Origin of the sequence: Streptomyces cyaneofuscatus, assembly GCF_042718795.1 — a bacterium.
GTDB classification, from domain to species: Bacteria; Actinomycetota; Actinomycetes; order Streptomycetales; family Streptomycetaceae; genus Streptomyces; species Streptomyces cyaneofuscatus_A.
This window is the reverse complement of record NZ_JBHXOX010000011.1, coordinates 15,427-36,132: the sequence shown is the minus strand read 5'-3', so window position 1 is coordinate 36,132 and position 20,706 is coordinate 15,427. Positions and strand designations below refer to the sequence as shown.

Below are 20,706 nucleotides of genomic sequence, written 5' to 3'. Positions count from 1 at the left end.
GTTCCGGCCCGACCGGGCCGGGCCCCACCTCGCCGTCAACCGCCCGAACCCCGCCCCCTACCCTGTGCCCATGCTCGTCTACGCCCCTGCGGCGCTCCTCCTCCTCGTCTTCTGCGTGAGCGTGCTGCACGACCGCAGGAAGTTCAGCAACGCCGTCATCCTCGGGCTCGCCGTGCTCTGCGCCCTGGCCGCCTGGCTGTACGAACTCATCCGGTCCGAGTCCACCTCCGGCGCGGTCGCCGCCTGGTCGTTGCTCGTGCTGGGGGCGGTGGCCGTCCTTCTGCTGACGTACTTCCTGTTCGTCAACGGCGTACGGATGCTGCGCAAGGAGGGGCGGAGTCCGGGTAACCTGCTCTCGCTGGCCGCCGCCCTCGCCATCGTCGGGGTCGTCGCGCTGCTGGCCACCGCCGTGAGCCTGCGGCATCCGGTGCTGATCGGGGTGGCGGCCGCCGCCGGTGGGCTGGCGCTCTACTTCTCGTTCCTCTTCCTGTGCTTCGTCTGTTACGCGTTCCTCTACGGGCGGCTGCGGGTGCGCCGCAAGGCCGACTTCGTGGTCGTCCTGGGGTCCGGGCTCATCGGTGGCACCACCGTGCCGCCGCTCCTCGCGAGCAGGCTGAAGCGCGGGCAGGACGTGCACGCGCGGCTCGCCAGGCGCGGGGGCTCCCCCGTGCTCATCACCTCCGGCGGGCAGGGGGCGGACGAGGAGCTGCCCGAGTCGCACGCCATGGCCGACCACCTGGTGGCCGAGGGGTTTCCGGCCCATCTGATCAGGCGGGAGGACCGGTCGACGTCGACCGAGGAGAACCTGCGGTTCAGCAAGGCGATCATGGAGGAGGCCAAGCCCGACTACCGGTGCGTCGTCGTCACGAACAACTACCACGCCTTCCGGGCCGCCCTCACCGCCCGCCGGATGCAGATCCGCGGGCAGGTCGTGGGCGCGCCCACCGCCGCGTACTTCTGGCCCAACGCGACGCTGCGCGAATTCGCCGCCGTCCTCGTCGACTACAAGCGGATCAATGTGGTGCTGTGCTCGCTGATCGTCCTCGGGGGCGTGCTCGTCTGGTGGGCGGTGCGGTAGCGGCTCCGGGCCTACCAGACCCCTAGAAGCCGCCGCCGTCGAAGCCGCCGCCACCGAAACCGCCTCCGTCGCCGAAGCCGCCGCCGCCGTCCCCGAACCCGCCGAAGCCCGACGAGTCGAAGTCCGAGCCGGAGAAGTCGCCGCCGCCCCACTCGCCGCCGCCGCCGAAGTCACCGCCGCCGTACTCGGAGGCGTACGCCGGGGTCGCGAGCATCGAGCCGAGCATCGTGCCGACCAGGAGGCCGGGGAGCAGGCCGCCGCCGAAATAGCCGCCGGCCCAGGGGCCGTAGGCCGGGCCCGCCTCCCAGTACGGACGGCGGTCGCCGTCGCCGACATCGACCGTACGGCTCATGGGGTCCTCGCCCCGGGTCAGCCGGGCCTCGTCCGCGCCGCAGACCGGGACCTCGCGGGACGCGCCGCCCGAAGGGGTCCAGAGCACGTCGGTGACCGAGGGGCCGTGGCGGGGGTCGAAGAAGCACGGTGGGCGGCGGGCCGGGATCGCCGTCCCGGTGCGGCGGGCCTCCAGGACCGCGAGGGAGAAGCGGCCGTCCTCCAGGGCCTGGGTGACCCCGCGCACGTCCGAGGGGTGTTCGGCCTCGGACATTTTCGTCTTGGCGGTCTCGTAGGAGTCCAGAGCGCGTTCGTAGTCGCCGCGCATGGTGTCGTCGGCGCCCGGTTCGGCGGGGTGGAAGTCCAGGCGCTCCAGCTTCTCGCCGTACGCGGTGATGTCCTCGTCGACCACGACCCGGAGCTTGTCCAGGGCCGCCCGCTCCTCCTCCGCCTTCCTCCGCTTGTTGCGGCGGGAGATCGCGTACGCGCCCGCGCCGCCCGCCGCCACCAGGGCGCCGAGCGTGATCAGGCCGGAGACCGGGGCGCCGGACTCGTCGGCCGAACCTGAGCCGCCCGACCAGGAGGCGGGGGCGGTGCCCCGGGCCTGTTCGACGGCCCGGTCGACGAAGGCGTTGAGCTGGGCCGGTGCGTCGGTGGCGGTGGCCGGGTTCTTGACGGAGGCGGTGAGGTTGTCGACCGCCCTCGTCGGCATGACCTGCGGGTCCGCGCCCGCGTCGAAGCCGTCACCCAGGCGTACCGCGTAGACGCCGGTGATGCCGGTGTCGTTGCGCAGGGTGGTGAGGAGGCCTTCCTCGGGGAAGGCCTGGGTGTCGGGCAGGACGGCGACGAAGACCGGCTTGTCAGCGTTCTGGATGGTGGCTTCCAGGGCCTTCTCGTCAGCGACGGAGAGCTGATCGCGGGCGGCCGGGTCCACATAGACCGGGTCCTCGCGCAGGGCCTGGGCGGCGTCGGTGATCGTCGCCGCGGGGGCGGCCGACGCAGGGGAGGTCAGGGCGAGTGCAGCCGCTGCGATGATGAGCAGCAGGCCCGCCAACAGCGAGGGGAAAAGCCTTTTCCTCATACTTAACGCTACTCCAGGCGGGCGACGAACGCCGCCGCCCGCCTGGAGAGCGGGGTACCTACGCGGCCCTGTACGCCGTGCGCAGCTTGGCCACCGCGCCCGTCAGGTCACCCGTCAGCAGCAGGTGGTCCGCCTCCGCGAACGGCTTCGACACCGCCTGCGTGAACTTCCCGTCGATCTTCTGCTGGACCAGCAGCCGCGCCTGGTCCACGATCGCCTTGCCCGCCGGGGTCTTCCCCAGCTTCGCCTTCTCCGCGATCTGCGCGGCGAGAGCCAGGGCGGTCAGGGTCAGCTCGCCGCCGACCGGGGGCTTCTTCAGGGTCGTCAGGCCCCAGCCGTACGGGAACTGCGGGTCGTACGCCGTGTCCCCGACGTTGATCGGGAGCTGCGCCTGCGACTTCGGCCAGGTCACCGGAAGCTGTCCGGTGAAGGCGCGCTTGCCGTAGAGGACGTCGGCCACGCCGTCGCCCTCGGAGCCCGGCAACCAGGAGGCCACCAGCGCGTTGATCGTGCCGAGCTGGTCGCCGATGAGCTGCGGCCGGCCCGAGACGATGAGGACCGCGCACTTCATGGCCGCGCAGACCTTCTCCACCGCTGCCTTGTCGGCGGCCGTCAGCTCAAGGTCGTGGCCGTTGCCGACGTCACCGATGCCTTCGGCGTACGGGGTCTCGCCGACGACCACCACGCCGACGTCGTAGCCGTCCGTGGCGGCCGAGGCGTCGCGCGAGTAAGTGACGGACTCGGGGGTCTTCGCCGCCTTCTTCATCCCCTCCAGGATCGTCGTGCCGGGAGTGGTCCTGCCGGAGGAGCCCTGCCAGCTGATCGTCCAGCCGCCGGCCTGGTTGCCGATGTCGTCGGCGTTGGACCCGGCGACGTACACCTTCTGGTCCGGCTTGAGCGGCAGGACCGCTCCCTCGTTCTTCAGCAGCACCTGCGACTTCGCGACCGCCTCACGCGCCACCGCGCGGTGCTCGGCCGAGCCGACCTTCGCCAGGTGCGTGGTGTCCGCGTACGGCTTCTCGAAGAGGCCCAGGCGGAACTTCTGCGTGAGGATGCGGGAGACCGCGTCGTCGATCCGGGCCTGGCTGATCCGGCCGGCCGCGACCTCCTCCTTCAGCGTCTTGGTGAACTCCTGGTACGCGGTCGGGACCATGATCATGTCGAGTCCGGCGTTGATCGACGTACGGACGTCGCTCGGGTAGTCGCCGGGGATCTGGTCGATGGCCTGCCAGTCGCTGATGACGAAGCCCTCGAAGCCCATCCGGTCCTTGAGGACACCGTTGATCATCTCGGCGTGGGCGTGCATCTTCACCGGGCCCTGGTCGTCGCCCAGGATGTCGAGCGAGGAGTAGGAGGGCATGATCGTGCCCACGCCCCGCTTGACCGACTCCGCGAACGGCGACAGGTGGACTGCCTCCAGCTCCTGGCGGGTGACCTTGGTGATGCCCTGGTCGATCGTGTACGAGCCGGTGGTGGCGGAGCCGTACTCGGTGCCGCCGTCCCCGACGAAGTGCTTCGCGCTGCCGAGCACCTTGTCGTTGCGGTGCAGGTCCTTGCCGGAGGGGTCGCCCTGCATACCCTGGATGACTGTCTCCATGGCCTCGACCAGCGCCGGGTCCTCACCGAACGCCTCGTAGGAGCGGCCCCAGCGCTCGTCGCGCGTCACGCAGACGCAGGGGGCGAAGTCCCACGGCACGCCGGTGGAGCGGACTTCCTTGGCGGTGATCGCGCCCGTCTTCTCGGCGCTCTTCGGGTCGCGGCCGGCGCCGATGCCGATGTTGTGCGGCATGATCGTCGCGCCGACGACGTTGTTGTGGCCGTGCACCGCGTCCACGCCGTAGATCAGCGGGATCTGGAAGCGGGTGGCCTGGGCGCGCAACTGGTAGGCGTCGACCATCTTGGCCCAGGCGGCGGCCGTGTTGGGGGTGGGGACCGAGCCGCCGCCGGAGAGCAGCGAGCCGAGGTCGTAGGCGGCGATGTCACCGGGGGCGCGCAGCGCGTTGCGCTCGGCCTGGGTCATCTGGCCGGCCTTCTCGGCGGGCGAGAGCCGGGAGAGCAGGTCGGCGACCCGCTGCTTCACCGGCAGCTTGGCGTTCTGGTACGGGAGTCCGTGGGCGTCGATGACGACCTGCGGGTTCTCCTTCGGGGCCTTGGCGCCGGTGACCGTCAGCTCCAGCGGGATCGTCTTCGCCTCGGCCGGCTCGGCCGCCTTCGCGGTGCGGACGGTGACCTTGTGCGTGGTGCCGGAGGCGGTGCCCGCGGGGAAGGTGTGGGTGCCGGTGACCGGGGTGTAGTCCTTGCCCGCGACCGCCGTGCCGCCCTTGGTGGTGTACGTGACGGTGACGGGCTCCTCCGTCGGGACGGAGCCGGTCGTGGCGACGGAGAGGGTGAGGTCGGCGCTGGAGCCGTTCTTCACCGGGCGCACGGCCGTGTCGGTGACCACGCTCGCGGTGAGCGCCGGGTCCGCCTTGCCGTACAGCTCCACGGCGTCCAGGGCGAAGGTGCCGGGGGCGCCGCCCGGCATGGTGAAGGCGTAGCCCCACATCTCGTTCAGGCCGAGGATCTGGTCGATGCCGCCGACGGGCTGGTAGTCGGCCCGGTAGACGAAGTCCGCGAACGGGATCTCGACGAGGTGCCAGCCCTCCCAGTCGTCGGTGAAGGAGGTGGTCCACAGCTCGGACGCGCCGCCGTTGGCACCGCCGTCCTTGATCTCGAAGTTGATGCGCTTGCCCGAACCGGGCGGCAGGGGCGCGGTGTTCTGGCCGTACCACCAGAAGCGGATGCCCTGGTGCGCGGTCCAGTTCTGCGGCGGGGTGTCCACGGCGAACTCGTGGCTGAACCCGCCCCAGGCGCTGATGTCGTAGGAGCCTTCGAGGACCTGCTCGCCCTCGGGGGCGTCCGCGCGCTCGGTGAGCTTCAGCTCGGGGTGGTCGTCCGCATCGCCGCCCCAGGTGAAGATGGCGTCGGCGGGCGGGTTGTTGCCGAGCGGCACCTCGCCCTCGAAGCGGTCGATGAGGACGGGGGCCGGGTCGTCGGCGGCGGCCTGGCTGGGCGCGGCGCCGGCGAGCAGGGTGGCCAGGACCGCGGCGGCGGCCAGGGCGGCTGTCGCGGGTCTGCTTCTGCCTTTGCGGGGGCGGGGGTGTGAGCTACGAGGCATGGGTGAGAGCGCTCTCATGTCGGGGGCGGGTGGGTCGCTGGAGCTGGAGAGGAAAGGGGTCAGTGAGATTCTGGAACGGGGCCGCGGGTTACCGCTTGTTCGGTGCGGTTACCGCTGCTCGTCCCGGGTGAGCCGCGGTGCGGTTACCGCTGCCCGTCCCTGGTGAGCCGGATCGTGTCGCGGTACCACTTGGCGCTGTCCTTGAGCGTGCGGGTCTGGGTGGCGTAGTCGACGCGGACGATGCCGAACCGCTTGTCGTAGCCGTAGGCCCACTCGAAGTTGTCCATCAACGACCAGGCGAAGTATCCCCGGACATCGGCCCCTTGGGTACGGGCCGCGACCACCGCGTCGATGTGATCCGCGAGATACGCGGTGCGGTCGGCGTCCGGGACCGAGCCGTCGGCGGCCACGGTGTCGTCGAAGGCGGCGCCGTTCTCGGTGATGACGGTCGGGAGCCCGTAGTCGTTCTCCAACCGGACCAGCAGGTCGGTGAGTTCGGTGGGGGTGATCTCCCAGTCCATGGCGGTGCGCGGCAGATCCCGCTCCACCATCCGGACCACGGGCAGCCCTTCGGCGTCGGCCGTCGATCCGTCCTCGGTGGTGCCGGAGAACTGCATGCCCCGGTAGAAGTTGACGCCGAGGACATCGAGGGGCGTGGAGATGGCCGCCAAGTCTCCTTCCCGCACGGGGAGTTCCGCGTCCTGGGCGGCCAGGTCCGCGACCACGTCCTCCGGGTAGCGGCCGTGGACGATCGGGTCCAGGTAGAGGCGGGTGCCCATGCCGTCGGCCCGGCGGCAGGCGTCGCGGTCGGCCTCGCTGGGGGTCTCCGGGGTCGCGGTGCCCAGGTTGAGGGTGATGCCGAGCTCCAGCGGGTTGCTTCCCGCCGCCTCCCGCATCGCCCGCGCGGCCAGACCGTGGCCCAGGAGCAGGTGGTGGACGGCGTGCATCGAGGCGCCGAAGTCCTTGCGGCCGGGGGCGTGGAGGCCGTACGCGTAACCGAGCATCGCCGAGCACCAGGGCTCGTTCAGCGTGGTCCAGTGCTCGACCCGGTCGCTGAGGGCCTCGTACGCGAGGGAGGCGTACTCCGCGAACCTCAGGGCGGTGTCCCGCGCGGGCCAGCCGCCCGCGTCCTCCAGCTCCTGCGGCAGGTCCCAGTGGTAGAGGGTGATCCAGGGGGTGACGCCCCGGCCCTGGAGCTCGTCGATCAGCCGCTTGTAGAAGTCCAGCCCCTTCTCGTTCGCCGGGCCCCGGCCGCCCGGCTGGATGCGGGGCCAGGCGAGCGAGAAGCGGTACGTGTCGACGCCGAGGCCCGCGATCAGCTCCACGTCCTCGGGCATCCGGTGGTAGTGGTCGCAGGCCACGTCCCCGTTCTCGCCGCCCTCGACGGCGCCGGGCACCCGGCAGAAGGTGTCCCAGATGGAGGGCGTGCGGCCGTCCTCGGTGGCCGCACCCTCGATCTGGTACGAGGAGGTGGCGACGCCCCAGCGGAAGCCGGCCGGGAGCCCGCTCAGCGCGGTGGGCCGAAGGGTGCGCTGCGGGGTGGTGGCGAGGTTCATCCGGTCTCCGTACGTAGAGGGAGGAGCCTGGTCGGGTGGGGCCGGGGCGACCGGTCCTGGCCGGGCGGTTCCGGTCAGCCGTGCAGATGGCAGGCGACCGTGCGGCGGTCTTCGGCGGGTGACTGGGCCGGGGCCGCCAGCAGCGGGACCCGTACGCCGCACGGCTCGAACGCCTTGCCGCAGCGCGGGTGGAACGCGCAGCCGGCCGGCATCGCGGACAGGTGCGGCGGCGAGCCGGGGATGCCGGTCAGCTCGCGGCGCGGGCCGTGGAGGGCGGGGAAGGAGTGGAGCAGCCCGTCGCTGTAGGGGTGGCGGGGGTCGCGGTAGATCTCCGCCGCGCCCGCCTCCTCCACGATGCGGCCCCCGTACATGATCGCGATCCGGTCCGAGAATTCGATCAGGAGCGAGATGTCGTGGGTGATGAACACGACGGAGAAGTTGAGCTGTTCCCTCAACTGGACCAGCCGTCGCAGGATCTGGCGCTGCATCACGACGTCCAGCGCGGTCGTCGGCTCGTCCATGATGACGATCTCGGGCTCCAGGGCGAGCGCCATCGCGATCATCACGCGCTGCCGCATCCCGCCGGAGAGCTGGTGCGGGTAGGCGGCGAGCCGGTCGGCGGAGATACCGACAAGGCTGAGCAACTCCTTCGCTCGGTCCGTCCGTTGGGCCTTCTTCAGGTCGGGGCGGTGCGCCTTGAGTACGTCGGTGAGCTGGCTGTGGACGGTGTGCACCGGGTTGAGCGAGTTCATCGCGCCCTGGAAGACGAGGGACAGCTCCTGCCAGCGGAAGGCGCGCAACTGCTCCGGCGAGAGCGAGAGGATGTCGAGCCGGTCGCCGCCCTGCCGGTGGTAGTGGACCTCTCCCCCGGTGATCACCCCGGGCGGGGCGAGCAGCCGGGTCACGGCGTACGCGAGGGTCGACTTGCCCGACCCCGACTCCCCTGCCAGGCCGAGGACTTCGCCCCGGTGCAGGGTGAGGTCGATGTCCCGTAGCGCGTGCACGGCCCGCTCGTCGGTGCCGTAGTCGACGTTCAGTCCGCTGATGGTGAGGACCGGCTCGGCGCTCATGGGCGCGGCTCCTTGCTGCTGTGCTGGCGATGGCCGCCGTTCAGCGGTTTCCGGGCGACCGGCGTGAAGCCGACGCGCATCTTCACCTTCCGGGAGGAGCCGGTGGCGGTGCGCAGGCGCGGGTTGACGAACTCGTCGATGCCGAAGTTGATGAGGGCGAGTGCGGTGCCCAGCAGGGCGATGCAGAGGCCGGCCGGGACGAACCACCACCAGGCGCCCTGGGCGAGGGCCTGGTTGGACTGGGCCCAGAAGAGGACCGTGCCCCAGTTCCAGTGCGAGATGTCCGCGACGCCGATGAAGGCGAGGGTGATCTCGGTGAGGACGGCGAAGATGACCGTGCCGACGAAGCCGGAGGCGATGACGGCGGTGAGGTTCGGCATGATCTCGAAGAGGATGATCCGCCAGGTGGACTCGCCGGTGGCGCGGGCGGCCTCCACGTAGTCGCGGCGGCGCAGCGACAGCGTCTGGGCACGCAGGATGCGCGATCCCCAGGCCCAGGAGGTCAGGGCGATGGCGAAGGCGATGAGCAGGTCGCCGGTGTCCGGGACGAAGCTCGCGACGATGATGATCAGCGGGAGTCCGGGCAGCACCAGGAAGATGTTGGCGAGCGCGGAGAGGATCTCGTCGACCGCCCCGCCGAGGAACCCGGCGGTGACCCCGATGAGGACGGACAGCACGGTGGCGATGACCGCCGCGACGAACCCGACGATCAGGACGCCCCGGGTGCCGACGAGGATCTGCGAGAAGACGTCCTGGCCGGTGTGGGTGGTGCCGAACCAGTGGGCGCCGGAAGGCGGTTGGAGGAGCTGGTCGCTCATCGCGTCGGGGTCGTACGGGGCGATCCACGGGCCGATGACGGCCAGCAGGACGAAGAAGGCGAGCATGAGCAGCCCGGTACGGGTCTTGCCCCCGCGCAGGAACCGGAGCCGGGCCCGGCGGGTGGGCGCCTCGGGTGCGGGCGCGCCGTCCAGGACGGCGACATCGGTGGCGGTGATGGACATGGCGGGCTACGCCTCCTTCCGGGTGCGGGGGTCGAGGGCGGCGTAGACGAGGTCGGCCAGCAGGTTCGCGGCCAGGACGGAGAGCGTGATGATCAGGAAGACGCCCTGCATCAGCGGGTAGTCCTTGGCGCCGACCGCCTGGAGCAGTTGGAAGCCGATGCCCGGATAGGTGAAGACCATCTCGACCAGCAGCGTGCCGCCGACGATGAAGCCGAGGGAGAGGGCGAAGCCGGAGATGTTGGGGAGGACGGCGTTGCGGGCCGCGTAGCCGAACATCACGCGCCGCTCGGAGAGGCCCTTGGCCTGCGCCACCATCACGTAGTCCTCGGAGGAGACGGTGACCATCATGTTCCGCATGCCGAGGATCCAGCCGGCCACCGCGCTCAGCACTATCGTCACGCCGGGCAGGAACGCGTGGTAGAGCGCGCTGGAGATGAACGGCCAGTCGAAGGCCGGGACGAGGGCGCTGTCGTAACCGCCGGAGTTCGGGAAGAGCGACCACTTCTCGGCGAACAGGGCGATGGCGATGAGGCCGAGCCAGAAGTAGGGGATGGAGGAGATGAAGGTGGTGACGGGGAGGAGCCCGTCCAGCCAGGAGCCGCGCTTCCAGCCGCTGTAGACGCCGATGCCGGTGCCGAGGAGGAAGCTGAGGAGCGTCGTGACGCCCACCAGGGCGAGCGTCCACGGCAGGGACTGGACGATCACCTCGCTGACCGGGGTCGGGAAGAAGGTGAAGGAGAGGCCGAGGTCGCCGTCGAGGAGGTGGGCCCAGTAGTCGGTGTACTGCTGCCAGAGCGACTGCTGCTCGTCGAGGCCGAAGAGGGCCTTGAGGGAGTCGATGGCCTTGGTGTCGAGCTGGCCCTGGTAGCGGCTGAGCAGCGCCTGTACGGGGTCGCCGGGCATCAGGCGCGGGATGAGGAAGTTGATGGTGATGGCGGCCCAGGCGGTGACGGCGTAGAACGCGAGCCGTTGGAGGAGGTACTTCACCGGGATGCCTCCTTGCCGGCCGCGACCGCGTTCCCGTACGGGGTCGCGTCACCGCCCTCGTACAGCCAGCACGCCGCCCACTGTCCGTCCGCCAGGTCGAAGCGCGGCGGGAGTTCGGTGCGGCAGCGCTCCATGGCCTTCGGGCAGCGCGGGTGGAAGCGGCAGCCGGCCGGCGGGGCGATGAGGGAGGGTGGCTCGCCGGTGCCGGTCTCCTCCTCTTCCTCCTCTTCCTCCTCTTCCTCCTCTTCCTCCTCGGCGACGATCCGGTCCGGGTCGGGCGCGGAGGCGATGAGGAGCTGGGTGTAGGGGTGGGCGGGGCGCTGGGTGACTCTCTCGCTGTCGCCGCCCTCGACGATCCTCCCCGCGTACATCACCAGGGTGGTGTCCGCGAAGTAGCGGGCGGAGGCGATGTCGTGGGTGATGTAGAGGATCGCCAGGTGCAGGCGCTCCTTGAGGTCGCGCAGCAGGTTGAGGACGCCGAGCCGGATCGACACGTCGAGCATGGAGACCGGCTCGTCGGCCAGCAGCACCTGGGGGTCGGCGCCCAGCGCGCGGGCGATGGCGACGCGCTGGCGCTGGCCGCCGGAGAGCTCGTGCGGGAACTTGTCCAGGTACTGGTGGGGCGGGGTGAGCTGGACCCGGTTCAGCAGGTCGGTCAGCGCCTGCTCCAGCTCCTTGTCCCCGTTCCCCGCCCGGCCGTGGATCTTCAGGGCGCGGGTGAGGTGGTAGCGCACGGTGTGCACCGGGTTCAGCGAGGCGAACGGGTCCTGGAAGATGAGCTGGACCCGGCGTACGTAGCGGCGGAAGGACCGGCCACGACCGGCCACGACCGGCTCGCCGCCCAGCCGGATCTCCCCCGAGGTGAGTGGGTGGAGCTGGGCGAGCAGGCGGGCGACGGTGGACTTGCCCGAGCCGGACTCCCCCACCAGGGCCGTGACGGTGCCGCGCCGGAGCTTGAGCGAGACGTCGTCGACGGCGTGGACGCTGCGGCGCTCGCGGGCGAACAGGTCGCGCGCGGTGCGGCGCAGGGGAAAGTGCTTGGTGACCCCGCGCGCTTCCAGCACCACGTCGGTGCCGGTGCGCACGGTCTCGGACTGATCGGTGGTCATGGCCGGTTCTTCCCCGTACTTACTTGGCGGGCGTGAGGTTCAGCACGATCTCCAGCGCGCTGGGCTGGGTGTGCTGCGGCGGGGCGTACGGGTTGGCCTCGGTGGGCCAGCCGATCCAGTTCTTCGTGGAGTACTCGGCGCCGATGGGCGCGGCGGCGGTCGGGATCATCGGTGCCTGCTCGACGAAGATCTTCTGGATGGTGTTGAGCGCCGTGGTACGGGTTCTCTCGTCCTTGGCGTTGGCGTACTCCTTCAGGGCTCCGGTGGCCTCGTCGCTCTTGAAGCGGCCGAAGTTGCCCTGCTGGGAGCTCTTGCCGATGGGCTGGAGGAGGGCGCCGTCCATGACGTTCTGGTACATGTCGTACGGGGTGGCGCCGCTGTTGGTCCAGCGCAGGGTGGCGTCGAAGTTGCCGTTGGCCACGTCCACGCCCCAGGCCTCGGCGGTCTGGGTCTTGACCTTGGCCTCGATGCCGAGCTGCTTGATGTTGTCCTTGATGATCGCGAGACCGGTGATGTAGTCGTTCCAGCCGGCCGGGTCGGTGAAGGTGAGCGTCACCGGCTTGCCGGACGGGTCCTTGAGCACCCCGCCGCTGAGCTCGAAGCCGGCCTCGTCGAGGATCTTCTTGGCCCCGGCGACATCGGGCTTGGTGTTGGCGCTCTGGTACTCGGGGGCGAGGAAGGGCTCACCGGCCGGGAGCGGGATGCCGGTCGGGTTGGTGATCTCCGGGTAGAGCGTGGCCTGGGCCTGGATGTGGATGGCCTTGCGGTCGATGACCATCGCCATCGCCTTACGGAGCGCCGGGTTGTCGAAGGGCCTGCGGGCGGTGTTGAACCAGAGGCCGTGGATGCCGAGGCCGGAGGGGAACCAGAGCTTGTGGTTCTTGGGGTCCTTGTCGATGAAGAGCTGCTTGTGGTTCGGCATGAAGACGAAGGACCACTCGACCTTGCCGGTGGCCAGCGCGGTGGTGGCGGCGCTGTTGTCGTTGTACGCGGTGTAGCGCAGCTCCTTGACCTTGGTCTTGCCGTTCCAGTAGCTCGGCGTGGCGGTCAGGGTGGTGGTCTGCGGCGTGAACGTCTTGAGCTTGTACGGGCCGGAGCCGACGGGCGTGCGGTTGGGCCAGGTCTCCGGGTTCTCGACCTTCTCCCAGATGTGCTTGGGCACGATGAAGGTCTGGATGATCTTGTTCTGGTTGACGAACTGGGACTCCTTGAAGGTCAGGACGACCTTGCCGTCCTCGACCGCGATCCCGTCGAAGGGGATGCCGTTCCAGTTGAGCGCCGAGTGCTTCTTCAGGAGGTTGAAGGTGAACTCCACGTCGGCCGCCGTCAGGGGCTTGCCGTCGGCCCACTTCGCCCGGGCGTCCAGGGTGAAGGTGACCTTGGTGAAGTTGGCCTCCCACGCCCAGTCGGTGGCGAGCCACGGGTCGGCCTTGTCGGTGGGCTTGATCATGTTCGTCATGGCCAGCGGCTCGTAGATCATGTACCGGTAGCCGAGGGTGGCGCCCGCCGAGGTGTTGAGGAACGGGTTGCCGTTGTTGGTCTGCGGCCCGTCCGGCTTCCCGAGGGTCAGTACGCCGGTGGCGGAGCCGCCACCGTTCTTGTTGGCGCCCGAGTTGGCGTTGGAGCAACCGGCGGCGAGGGCGATCACGACGGTGGCTGCGGCGACCGCTCTGAGCGTGGTGCGACGGCGTGACGACATGGCGACTCCAGGGAGGGGCTGCCGGGTCGGGGCGATCCGGCGGAGGGTGGAAGGGCTGAGGCGGGGCGCGGCCGGGCGGCCGGGTCCGTCACGGCGCCGAGTGGCGCACGACCAGTTCGGTGGGCAGCACGGCCGGGCCGTCGGGTACGGGCGTGCCGCCGAGGTGGGAGAGCAGCATCCGGGCGGCCGTCTCACCCATGCGGCGGGTGGGCTGGCGCACGGTGGTGAGGGGCGGTTCGGTGTGTTCGGCCATCGGGATGTCGTCGAAGCCGACGACCGCGACGTCGTCGGGGACCCTGCGCCCGGCGACCCGCAGGGCGCGCAGCACGCCGGCGGCGCTGATGTCGTTGTGGGCGAAGACGGAGTCGAACGTGACGCCCCGGGCGAGGAGTTCCTCCATCGCGAGGCGGCCGCCCACTTCGGTGAAGTCGCCTTCGACGACGACGCTTTCGGGCAGGACCGAGCGGAAGCCGCCGAGCCGGTCCCGTACGCAGCCGAAGTGCTGGGGTCCGGTGAGGACGACGGGCCTGGAGCGTCCGGCGGCGAGCAGGTGGCGGGCCGCCGACGCTCCTCCCTCGTGGTTGGTGGTCACGACGGAGGGGAACGCGGGGTGGTGGCCTCGGTCGTCGATGAGCACGATCGGCAGGCCGTCGCGGTGCAGGGCGGTGAGGTGGCCGAGGGTGTTCTCCGGCTCCACGACGACGAGCCCGTCGAAGGCGCGCGCGGTCACCTGGGTGGTGAAGCGCTGGACGGACTCGGCGCCCCGGTTGCAGGTGAAGAGCAGCAGCCCGTAGTCGGCGGCCTCGACGGTGTCGACGACCCCCTGGAGCAGTTCGCCCATCCACGGCCAGGTCAGCGAGGGGACCAGCATGCCGACGGTGCGGCTGGAGCCGCGGGCCAGGCCCACGGCTCCGGAGCTGGGCACATAGCCGAGCTGTGCGATCACTTCACGAACGCGGGCGGCAGTGGAACCGTCCACCTCGCCCTTGGTGTTGATGACCCGCGACACGGTCGTCTTGCTGACGCCGGCCTCACGGGCGACATCGGCGATGGTGACGCGCATCTGGGCCTCCAGGGGCCGGGAGACGTGCTGGAGAGGTTTCCGGTACCGGTTCCGGAACCGGTACCGGCGTTGCGGCAGGAGTTAACCCCGCCGATACAGGGCCGTCAATACTTCACACCGAGATTGGGCCGGTCTCATCTGCCGGGCGGGCAGGGCGCGTTGTGCGTTCAGCTCTTGAACGCGCGAGAGCCGCCGCCCCGGGTCGGGGCAGCGGCTCTCGCGGGCGGGACGGGTCGCGCTACTCGGTGGGCTCCACGCCCGCCCGCAGCAGGCCGTAGGTGTACGCGTCCTCCAGCGCCTGCCAGGACGCGGCGATGACGTTCTCGGCGACCCCCACGGTCGCCCAGTCGGCGTCGCCGTCGCCCGTGGTGATCAGGACCCGGGTGGTGGACTCGGTGCCCGTACGGCCCTCCAGGATGCGGACCTTGTAGTCGACCAGCTCCAACTTGGCGAGCTGCGGATAGATCCGCTCCAGGGCGACGCGCAGGGCCCGGTCCAGGGCGTTGACCGGGCCGTTGCCCTCGGCGGTGGCGACCATGCGCTCGCCCTTGGCCCAGAGCTTCACCGTGGCCTCGTTGGCGTGGGTGCCGTCGGGGCGGTCCTCGACGATCGCCCGCCAGGACTCCGTACGGAAGTAGCGCCGGGCCCTGCCCTCCACCTCGCCGCGGAGCAGGAGTTCGAAGGAGGCGTCGGCGGCCTCGTAGGTGTAGCCCTGGAGTTCGCGCTCCTTGACCCGCTCCACGACCCGGCCGACCAGGGCCCGGTCGTCGCCGAGGTCGACGCCGAGCTCCTTGCCCTTCAGCTCGATGGAGGCGCGGCCCGCCATGTCGGAGACCAGCATCCGCATGGTGTTGCCGACCAGCTCCGGGTCGATGTGCTGGTAGAGGTCCGGGTCGACCTTGATCGCGGAGGCGTGCAGCCCGGCCTTGTGGGCGAAGGCCGAGACACCCACGTACGGCTGGTGCGTGGAGGGGGTGAGGTTGACGACCTCGGCGATCGCGTGCGAGATCCGGGTCATCTCGGCGAGCGCGCCCTCGGGCAGCACCTTCATGCCGTACTTGAGTTCCAGCGCGGCGACGACGGGGAAGAGGTTGGCGTTGCCGACCCGCTCGCCGTAGCCGTTGGCCGTGCACTGGACGTGGGTGGCGCCGGCGTCCACGGCGGCCAGGGTGTTCGCGACCGCGCAGCCGGTGTCGTCCTGGGCGTGGATGCCGAGCCGGGCGCCGGTGTCCGCGATGACGGTGGAGACGACCGCCTGGACCTGGGCGGGGAGCATCCCGCCGTTGGTGTCGCAGAGGATGACCACCTCGGCACCCGCCTCGTACGCGGTACGGACCACGGATTTCGCGTACGCCGGGTTGGCCCGGTAACCGTCGAAGAAGTGCTCGCAGTCCACGAAGACCCGGCGGCCCTGTTCGCGCAGGTGGGAGACGGTGTCGCGGACCATCTCCAGGTTCTCGTCCAGGGTGGTGCGCAGGGCCAGCTCCACATGGCGGTCGTGCGCCTTGGCGACCAGCGTGATCACCGGGGCGCCGGAGTTCAGGAGCGCCTGCACCTGGGGGTCCTCGGCCGCGCTGCCACCGGCTCTGCGGGTCGCGCCGAACGCCACGAGCCGGGCGTTCTCGAAGGCGATCTCCTGCTGGGCCCGGGCGAAGAACTCCGTGTCGCGCGGGTTGGCACCCGGCCAGCCGCCCTCGATGTACCCGACCCCGAAGGTGTCCAGGTGCCGGGCGATGGTCAGCTTGTCGGCGACCGTCAGGTTGATGCCCTCACGCTGAGCACCGTCGCGCAGTGTGGTGTCGAAGACATGGAAACTGTCGTCGGTGGCGTTGGCCTTGGTGGTCATGCTGATCTGACTCCTGTCGGATGAGTGGATCCGGACGATCGGGCTCCACTTGCCCCCATCATCCCGCGCGCTCCGCCCGGCCCGGGTGCGGGCCGGAAAACGAAAAAACCCCTCGCGGGTGCGAGAGGTCTGCGCGCGGGTCTGGGGCACGGTGGCCGCGCCGTACAGGGTGGTACGGGACGGTCACTGCGGACCGGCGCGCCTGCTGCCAATAATCATGACGAACGAGGACACGGCAGCAGTCTCGCACAGTGACGCGTCCGTGACACCGGCGTCTCAGGATGCGGTCGTGACGCCGGTCGCATCGCTCGGTCAGCCGTCTTGCGTCAGCGCCTCGTCCAGGAACTCCGCCGCCTGGGCCAGCATCTGCTCCCGGCCCGTTCCCGGGATGCCGACCGTCACATGGATGCTGAACCCGTCCAGCAGCGCCCGCAGCCGGGTCGCGAACCGGTCCGCGTCCACCGCCCGGAACTCCCCCCGCGAGACCCCCTCGGCGAGCAGCGCGACCAGGTCCCGGTGCCAGGCCCCCTCGATGGCGGCCTGCCGGCCCCGGGCGTCGTCGTCCGCGTTCTGCGAGCGGCCCCAGACCTCCAGCCAGAGCGTCCAGTGGGGGTCGCGGTGCCCGGCGGGGAGGTAGAGCCGGAGGTACGCGTCCAGCCGCTCGCGGGCGGTCCCCGGCTCGGCGAGGAGGGCGCGCCGCTTCGCCCCGAGGCGGTCCTCGCTCCACTCCAGGGTGCGGAGCAGCAGCTCGTCCTTGGTCCGGAAGTAGTAGAGCAGGTGCCCGCTGCTCATACCGACCTCGCGCCCGAGCCCCGCCATGGTCAGCCCGTCGAGCCCGCGCGCGGCGATGGTGGCCATGGCGGCGGCGAGGACGTCCTCACGGGGCGGGGCGGCGTGGTGGGTGCGGCGGGGGGTGGGGGGCATGGGACCGGACTTTCGGGGTGGGTCGGGCCTTCGGCTGCTGACCGGGTTCAGATCCTGGGCTGCTGACCGGGTTCAGATCCTGGGCTGCTGACCGGGTTCAGATCCTGGGCTGCTGCTGGGTGATGCAGTGGATGCCTCCACCGCCGGCGAAGATCGTACGGGCGTCGACGAGGGTCACCGTACGGTCCGGGAACAGGCCCCGGAAGATCGCGGCGGCCTCCTCGTCGCGCGGGTCGTCGAAGGCGCAGAGGACCACGCCGTCGTTGCAGAGGTAGTGGTTGATGTAGGAGTAATCGACCCACTCGCCGTCCTCGTCGCGGAGCACGGTGGGCGCGGGGACCTCGATGACCTCCAGCGGGCGCCCCTTGGCGTCCGCGGCGGCCCGCAGGACGGCCAGCAGCTCCCGGGAGACCTCGTGGTCGGGGTGGGCCGGGTCGGGCTGGACGTGGGCGACGACCGTGCCCGGGCGCACGAAGGCGGCGACGATGTCGACATGGCCGAGCGTGCCGTACGTCCCGTAGTCGCCGGTCAGCCCGCGCGGCAGCCAGATCGCCTTCTCGGTGCCCAGGCGGGCGTGGATCTCCGCCTCCACCTGCTCACGGGTCCAACCGGGATTGCGCTCCTCGCCGAGCTGGACGGTCTCGGTGAGCAGGACGGTGCCCTCGCCGTCGACGTGGATCGCGCCGCCCTCGTTGACGAGCGGGGAGCTGTGCGCGGGGGTGCCGGTCAGCTCGGCGACGGCCCGGGCGATGTGCTGGTCGCTCTCCCAGCGGGCCCAGCCCTGGGCGCCCCAGCCGTTGAACGTCCAGTCGACGGCGGCGAGCGTGCGGCCGTCGGTGACGAAGGTGGGCCCGATGTCCCGCATCCAGGCGTCGTCGAGCGGCCGGACGACCAGCTCGACCTCGGGGCCGAGCAGGGCGGCGGCCCCCTCCTCCTGCCCCGGCCCGACGACCATCGTGACGGGCTCGAACCGGCGTACGGCCCGGGCGACAGCGGCCCAGGCGCGGCGGGCCTCCGCCAGCTCGTCGGCGGAGGCGAAGGTGGGGTTGGGCCCGGGCCAGGCCATCCAGGTGCGCTCGTGGGGGGCCCATTCGGGGGGCATGCGGAAGGGGGTGGGGGTGACGGAAGTGGCGGGCATGTGGGGCTCCTGGTCACGGTGATTAGAGTGCCACTCTAACGATGCCCTGGGGCTGTAAGGAAGTTTCTTGCGCTCCTGTTCGAGCAGCGCTCTATTCCTCGGACAGGGAAAAGGCCGCACCCGCGAAGAGAGCGGGTGCGGCCTGATCCTGGGTGGAGGGGTCCTCAGCCGAGTGGGTGCATCCAGCCGTGGGTGTCCTCGGCGATGCCTCGCTGGATGTCGAGCAGGCGGTCACGCAGCTTCATGGTGACCGCGCCGGGGGTGCCGTCGCCCTGGGTCCACTCGCCGTTCGCCGTCTTCACGATGCCGACGGGGGTGATGACGGCGGCGGTGCCGCAGGCGAAGACCTCGGTGAGGGTGCCCTTCGCGGTGTCGTCGCGCCACTGGTCGATGGAGACGCGGCCCTCCTCGGAGCCGTAACCGAGGTCGCGGGCGACCTTGAGGAGGGAGTCGCGGGTGACGCCGGCGAGGAGGGAGCCGGTGAGGGAGGGCGTGATGATCTTCTTGGAGCCGTCCTCCTGCTCGTACACGAAGTACAGGTTCATCCCGCCGAGCTCCTCGACCCACTTGTGCTCGACGGCGTCGAGGTAGGCGACCTGGGCGCAGCCGTGTGCGGCGGCCTCGGCCTGGGCGAGGAGGGAGGCGGCGTAGTTGCCGCCGGTCTTGGCGTCGCCGACGCCGCCGGGGACCGCGCGGACGCGGTTCTCGGAGAGCCAGATGGAGACGGGCTTCACGCCGCCGGGGAAGTAGGCGCCGGCGGGCGAGGCGATGACCAGGAAGAGGTACTCGTTGGCCGGCTTCACACCGAGGCCGACCTCCGTGGCGATCATGAACGGGCGCAGGTAGAGCGACTCCTCGCCGCCGTGCGCCGGGACCCACGCCTTGTCCTGCTGCACCAGCGCGTCGCACGCCTCGATGAACGTCTCGACGGGCAGCTCCGGCATGGCGAGGCGGGCGGCCGAGCGCTGGAAGCGGCGGGCGTTGGCGTCGGGGCGGAAGGAGGCGACCGAGCCGTCGGGCTGGCGGTAGGCCTTGAGCCCCTCGAAGATCTCCTGCGCGTAGTGCAGGGTCATGTTGGCCGGGTCCAGCGACAGCGGGCCGTAGGGGACCAGCTCGGCGTCGTGCCAGCCACGGCCCTCGGTCCAGCGGATCGTCACCATGTGATCGGTGAAGTGCCGGCCGAATCCGGGGCTGGCCAGGATCGCCTCGCGCTCCGCGTCGGACAGCGGGTTCGAGGAGGGCTTGAGCTCGATCGTGGGCGTCGTCATGAGTGCGTGTCCTTCACCGGTCTTGTGTGTGATGGACCGCGCCCACGCCCGTCCTCCTCCCGACACTTTCCGGTCAGGTCCTAGGACGTCCGAGCTTCACCACGAGCCACGGCCCCGCGTTCGATTATCGCTTGCGGGGGGCCAGGTACGAAATGGTGGGAATGCGGTCCAGGGGTCGATGGTGGCACCCGGGGGCCGCACAGGTGAAGCCGCCGGGCGCTGATGCGACCCGGCGGCTTCGAAGTGGAGTCGTCGGGTCAGCTCGCTACGCGTACCGCGAGCGCGTCACCGATCTCGTCGGTCGTACGCGTGGCAGCGCCGTCGCGCTCCGCGAGATCGGCGGAGACGGCGTCCTCGATGCGCAGGGCCTCGGCCTCGTAGCCGAGGTGGCGCAGCAGGAGGGCGACGGAGAGGACCGTGGCGGTCGGGTCGGCCTTGCCCTGCCCCGCGATGTCGGGGGCGGAGCCGTGGACCGGCTCGAACATCGACGGGAACGCGCCCGTCGGGTTGATGTTGCCGGAGGCGGCCAGGCCGATTCCGCCGGTGACGGCGGCGGCGAGGTCGGTGAGGATGTCGCCGAACAGGTTGTCGGTGACGATGACGTCGAAGCGCTCCGGCTGGGTGACGAAGAAGATCGTCGCGGCGTCGACGTGCAGGTAGTCGGTGGAGACCTGCGGGTACTCGGCGGCGACCTTGTCGAAGGTGTTCTTCCACAGGTGGCCGGCGTAGACGAGGACGTTGTTCTTGTGGACCAGCGTCAGCTTCTTGCGGGGCCGGGCGGCCGCGCGCTCGAAGGCGTCCCGGACCACGCGCTCGACGCCGTACGCCGTGTTGACGCTGACCTCGGTGGCGACCTCGGCGGGAGTGCCGGTGCGCAGCGAGCCGCCGTTGCCCGTGTACGGGCCCTCGGTGCCTTCGCGGACGACGACGAAGTCGATGTCGGGGCGGCCGGCGAGCGGGGTCGCGGTGTTCGGGAAGAGCTTGGAGGGGCGCAGGTTGATGAAGTGGTCGAAGGCGAAACGCAGCTTCAGCAGCAGCCCGCGCTCCAGGACGCCCGACGGCACGGACGGGTCGCCGATCGCGCCGAGGAGGATGGCGTCGTGGTTCCTGAGGGCCTCCAGCTCCGCGTCCGGGAGGGTGTCGCCGGTGCGGTGCCAGCGCTGGGCGCCAAGGTCGTACTCCTTGGTCTCCAGCTTCACATCCTGCGGGAGGACAGCGTTGAGGACTTTGAGGCCCTGGGCCACGACTTCCTGGCCGATTCCGTCACCGGGGATCACTGCGAGATCGATGCTGCGAGACATGCGGGAAGCCTAACGGTGCGTCCCACCCCATGACATCCGACGTCCACCATACGGACGCGACGTATGCGCGTTCGGGGTGTTCGGGGTGTTCGGGCGTC

General features: G+C 70.7%; 15 protein-coding genes. 1 reads left to right on the top strand and 14 read right to left on the bottom strand.

Translation table 11 applies throughout. The annotated features are described in order from the left end of the window. Nucleotides 1-70 precede the first annotated feature (70 nt). Nucleotides 71-1,078, top strand: a complete 1,008-nt coding sequence (locus ACFWRT_RS14635) for a YdcF family protein (protein WP_380950904.1) — start codon at nucleotides 71-73, stop codon at nucleotides 1,076-1,078. A gap of 22 nt (nucleotides 1,079-1,100) precedes the next feature. Here ACFWRT_RS14635 and ACFWRT_RS14630 read toward each other — a convergent pair whose 3' ends face one another. The 14 genes from ACFWRT_RS14630 to ACFWRT_RS14565 all read right to left on the bottom strand — a co-directional run bounded on the left by ACFWRT_RS14630 (nucleotide 1,101) and on the right by ACFWRT_RS14565 (nucleotide 20,608). Beyond that, nucleotides 1,101-2,489 (bottom strand): hypothetical protein, encoded by a 1,389-nt coding sequence (locus ACFWRT_RS14630; protein ID WP_380950905.1) that lies wholly within the window; start codon nucleotides 2,487-2,489, stop codon nucleotides 1,101-1,103. 58 nt (nucleotides 2,490-2,547) lie between these two features. Next, on the bottom strand, nucleotides 2,548-5,646 hold the full coding sequence (locus ACFWRT_RS14625; RefSeq protein ID WP_380950906.1) for a glycoside hydrolase family 3 protein: 3,099 nt from the start codon (nucleotides 5,644-5,646) through the stop codon (nucleotides 2,548-2,550). 143 nt (nucleotides 5,647-5,789) lie between these two features. Beyond that, the gene (locus ACFWRT_RS14620) at nucleotides 5,790-7,202 is read right to left on the bottom strand and encodes a GH1 family beta-glucosidase (protein ID WP_380950907.1); all 1,413 of its coding nucleotides are present in this window, start codon (nucleotides 7,200-7,202) and stop codon (nucleotides 5,790-5,792) included. Nucleotides 7,203-7,276: 74 nt separating this feature from the next. Then, a complete protein-coding gene (locus ACFWRT_RS14615; protein ID WP_380950908.1) occupies nucleotides 7,277-8,272 on the bottom strand; it encodes an ABC transporter ATP-binding protein in 996 nt (331 codons plus the stop codon). Next, nucleotides 8,269-9,273 (bottom strand): ABC transporter permease, encoded by a 1,005-nt coding sequence (locus ACFWRT_RS14610; protein ID WP_380950909.1) that lies wholly within the window; start codon nucleotides 9,271-9,273, stop codon nucleotides 8,269-8,271. The genes ACFWRT_RS14615 and ACFWRT_RS14610 overlap by 4 nt, the downstream gene beginning before the upstream one ends. Nucleotides 9,274-9,279: 6 nt before the next feature. After that, nucleotides 9,280-10,260, bottom strand: a complete 981-nt coding sequence (locus tag ACFWRT_RS14605) for an ABC transporter permease (protein WP_380950910.1) — start codon at nucleotides 10,258-10,260, stop codon at nucleotides 9,280-9,282. Then, nucleotides 10,257-11,369 carry an ABC transporter ATP-binding protein gene (locus ACFWRT_RS14600; protein ID WP_380950911.1) on the bottom strand — a complete coding sequence of 371 codons (1,113 nt, stop codon included), beginning with the start codon at nucleotides 11,367-11,369 and terminating at the stop codon, nucleotides 10,257-10,259. The genes ACFWRT_RS14605 and ACFWRT_RS14600 overlap by 4 nt, the downstream gene beginning before the upstream one ends. Before the next feature lie 19 nt (nucleotides 11,370-11,388). Beyond that, a complete protein-coding gene (locus ACFWRT_RS14595; protein ID WP_380950912.1) occupies nucleotides 11,389-13,068 on the bottom strand; it encodes an ABC transporter substrate-binding protein in 1,680 nt (559 codons plus the stop codon). Nucleotides 13,069-13,156: 88 nt separating this feature from the next. Continuing rightward, the gene (locus ACFWRT_RS14590) at nucleotides 13,157-14,131 is read right to left on the bottom strand and encodes a LacI family DNA-binding transcriptional regulator (RefSeq protein ID WP_380950913.1); all 975 of its coding nucleotides are present in this window, start codon (nucleotides 14,129-14,131) and stop codon (nucleotides 13,157-13,159) included. 238 nt (nucleotides 14,132-14,369) lie between these two features. Continuing rightward, nucleotides 14,370-15,977: a citramalate synthase gene (cimA, locus tag ACFWRT_RS14585; RefSeq protein WP_380950914.1), complete on the bottom strand. Its 1,608-nt coding sequence runs from the start codon at nucleotides 15,975-15,977 to the stop codon at nucleotides 14,370-14,372. A 312-nt stretch (nucleotides 15,978-16,289) separates the two neighbouring features. Continuing rightward, complete coding sequence (locus tag ACFWRT_RS14580) at nucleotides 16,290-16,901, bottom strand: TetR/AcrR family transcriptional regulator (RefSeq protein WP_380950915.1); 612 nt, start codon at nucleotides 16,899-16,901, stop codon at nucleotides 16,290-16,292. A 97-nt stretch (nucleotides 16,902-16,998) separates the two neighbouring features. Continuing rightward, nucleotides 16,999-18,039: an agmatine deiminase family protein gene (locus ACFWRT_RS14575; protein ID WP_380950916.1), complete on the bottom strand. Its 1,041-nt coding sequence runs from the start codon at nucleotides 18,037-18,039 to the stop codon at nucleotides 16,999-17,001. A gap of 164 nt (nucleotides 18,040-18,203) precedes the next feature. Next, on the bottom strand, nucleotides 18,204-19,307 hold the full coding sequence (locus tag ACFWRT_RS14570; RefSeq protein WP_380950917.1) for a branched-chain amino acid aminotransferase: 1,104 nt from the start codon (nucleotides 19,305-19,307) through the stop codon (nucleotides 18,204-18,206). A gap of 257 nt (nucleotides 19,308-19,564) precedes the next feature. Further along, the gene (locus ACFWRT_RS14565; RefSeq protein WP_380950918.1) at nucleotides 19,565-20,608 is read right to left on the bottom strand and encodes a 3-isopropylmalate dehydrogenase; all 1,044 of its coding nucleotides are present in this window, start codon (nucleotides 20,606-20,608) and stop codon (nucleotides 19,565-19,567) included. Nucleotides 20,609-20,706: the final 98 nt, after the last annotated feature.

Excerpts from the sequence above, each read along its gene's own strand:
- ACFWRT_RS14590 (WP_380950913.1), bottom strand. The coding sequence starts at position 14,131 with ATGCGCGTCACCATCGCCGATGTCGCCCGTGAGGCCGGCGTCAGCAAG.
- ACFWRT_RS14570 (WP_380950917.1), bottom strand. The coding sequence starts at position 19,307 with ATGACGACGCCCACGATCGAGCTCAAGCCCTCCTCGAACCCGCTGTCC.
- ACFWRT_RS14620 (WP_380950907.1), bottom strand. The coding sequence starts at position 7,202 with ATGAACCTCGCCACCACCCCGCAGCGCACCCTTCGGCCCACCGCGCTG.
- ACFWRT_RS14635 (WP_380950904.1), top strand. The coding sequence starts at position 71 with ATGCTCGTCTACGCCCCTGCGGCGCTCCTCCTCCTCGTCTTCTGCGTG.
- ACFWRT_RS14625 (WP_380950906.1), bottom strand. The coding sequence starts at position 5,646 with ATGCCTCGTAGCTCACACCCCCGCCCCCGCAAAGGCAGAAGCAGACCC.
- cimA (WP_380950914.1), bottom strand. The coding sequence starts at position 15,977 with ATGACCACCAAGGCCAACGCCACCGACGACAGTTTCCATGTCTTCGAC.
- ACFWRT_RS14565 (WP_380950918.1), bottom strand. The coding sequence starts at position 20,608 with ATGTCTCGCAGCATCGATCTCGCAGTGATCCCCGGTGACGGAATCGGC.
- ACFWRT_RS14630 (WP_380950905.1), bottom strand. The coding sequence starts at position 2,489 with ATGAGGAAAAGGCTTTTCCCCTCGCTGTTGGCGGGCCTGCTGCTCATC.
- ACFWRT_RS14575 (WP_380950916.1), bottom strand. The coding sequence starts at position 18,039 with ATGCCCGCCACTTCCGTCACCCCCACCCCCTTCCGCATGCCCCCCGAA.
- ACFWRT_RS14600 (WP_380950911.1), bottom strand. The coding sequence starts at position 11,369 with ATGACCACCGATCAGTCCGAGACCGTGCGCACCGGCACCGACGTGGTG.
- ACFWRT_RS14615 (WP_380950908.1), bottom strand. The coding sequence starts at position 8,272 with ATGAGCGCCGAGCCGGTCCTCACCATCAGCGGACTGAACGTCGACTAC.
- ACFWRT_RS14610 (WP_380950909.1), bottom strand. The coding sequence starts at position 9,273 with ATGTCCATCACCGCCACCGATGTCGCCGTCCTGGACGGCGCGCCCGCA.
- ACFWRT_RS14595 (WP_380950912.1), bottom strand. The coding sequence starts at position 13,068 with ATGTCGTCACGCCGTCGCACCACGCTCAGAGCGGTCGCCGCAGCCACC.
- ACFWRT_RS14580 (WP_380950915.1), bottom strand. The coding sequence starts at position 16,901 with ATGCCCCCCACCCCCCGCCGCACCCACCACGCCGCCCCGCCCCGTGAG.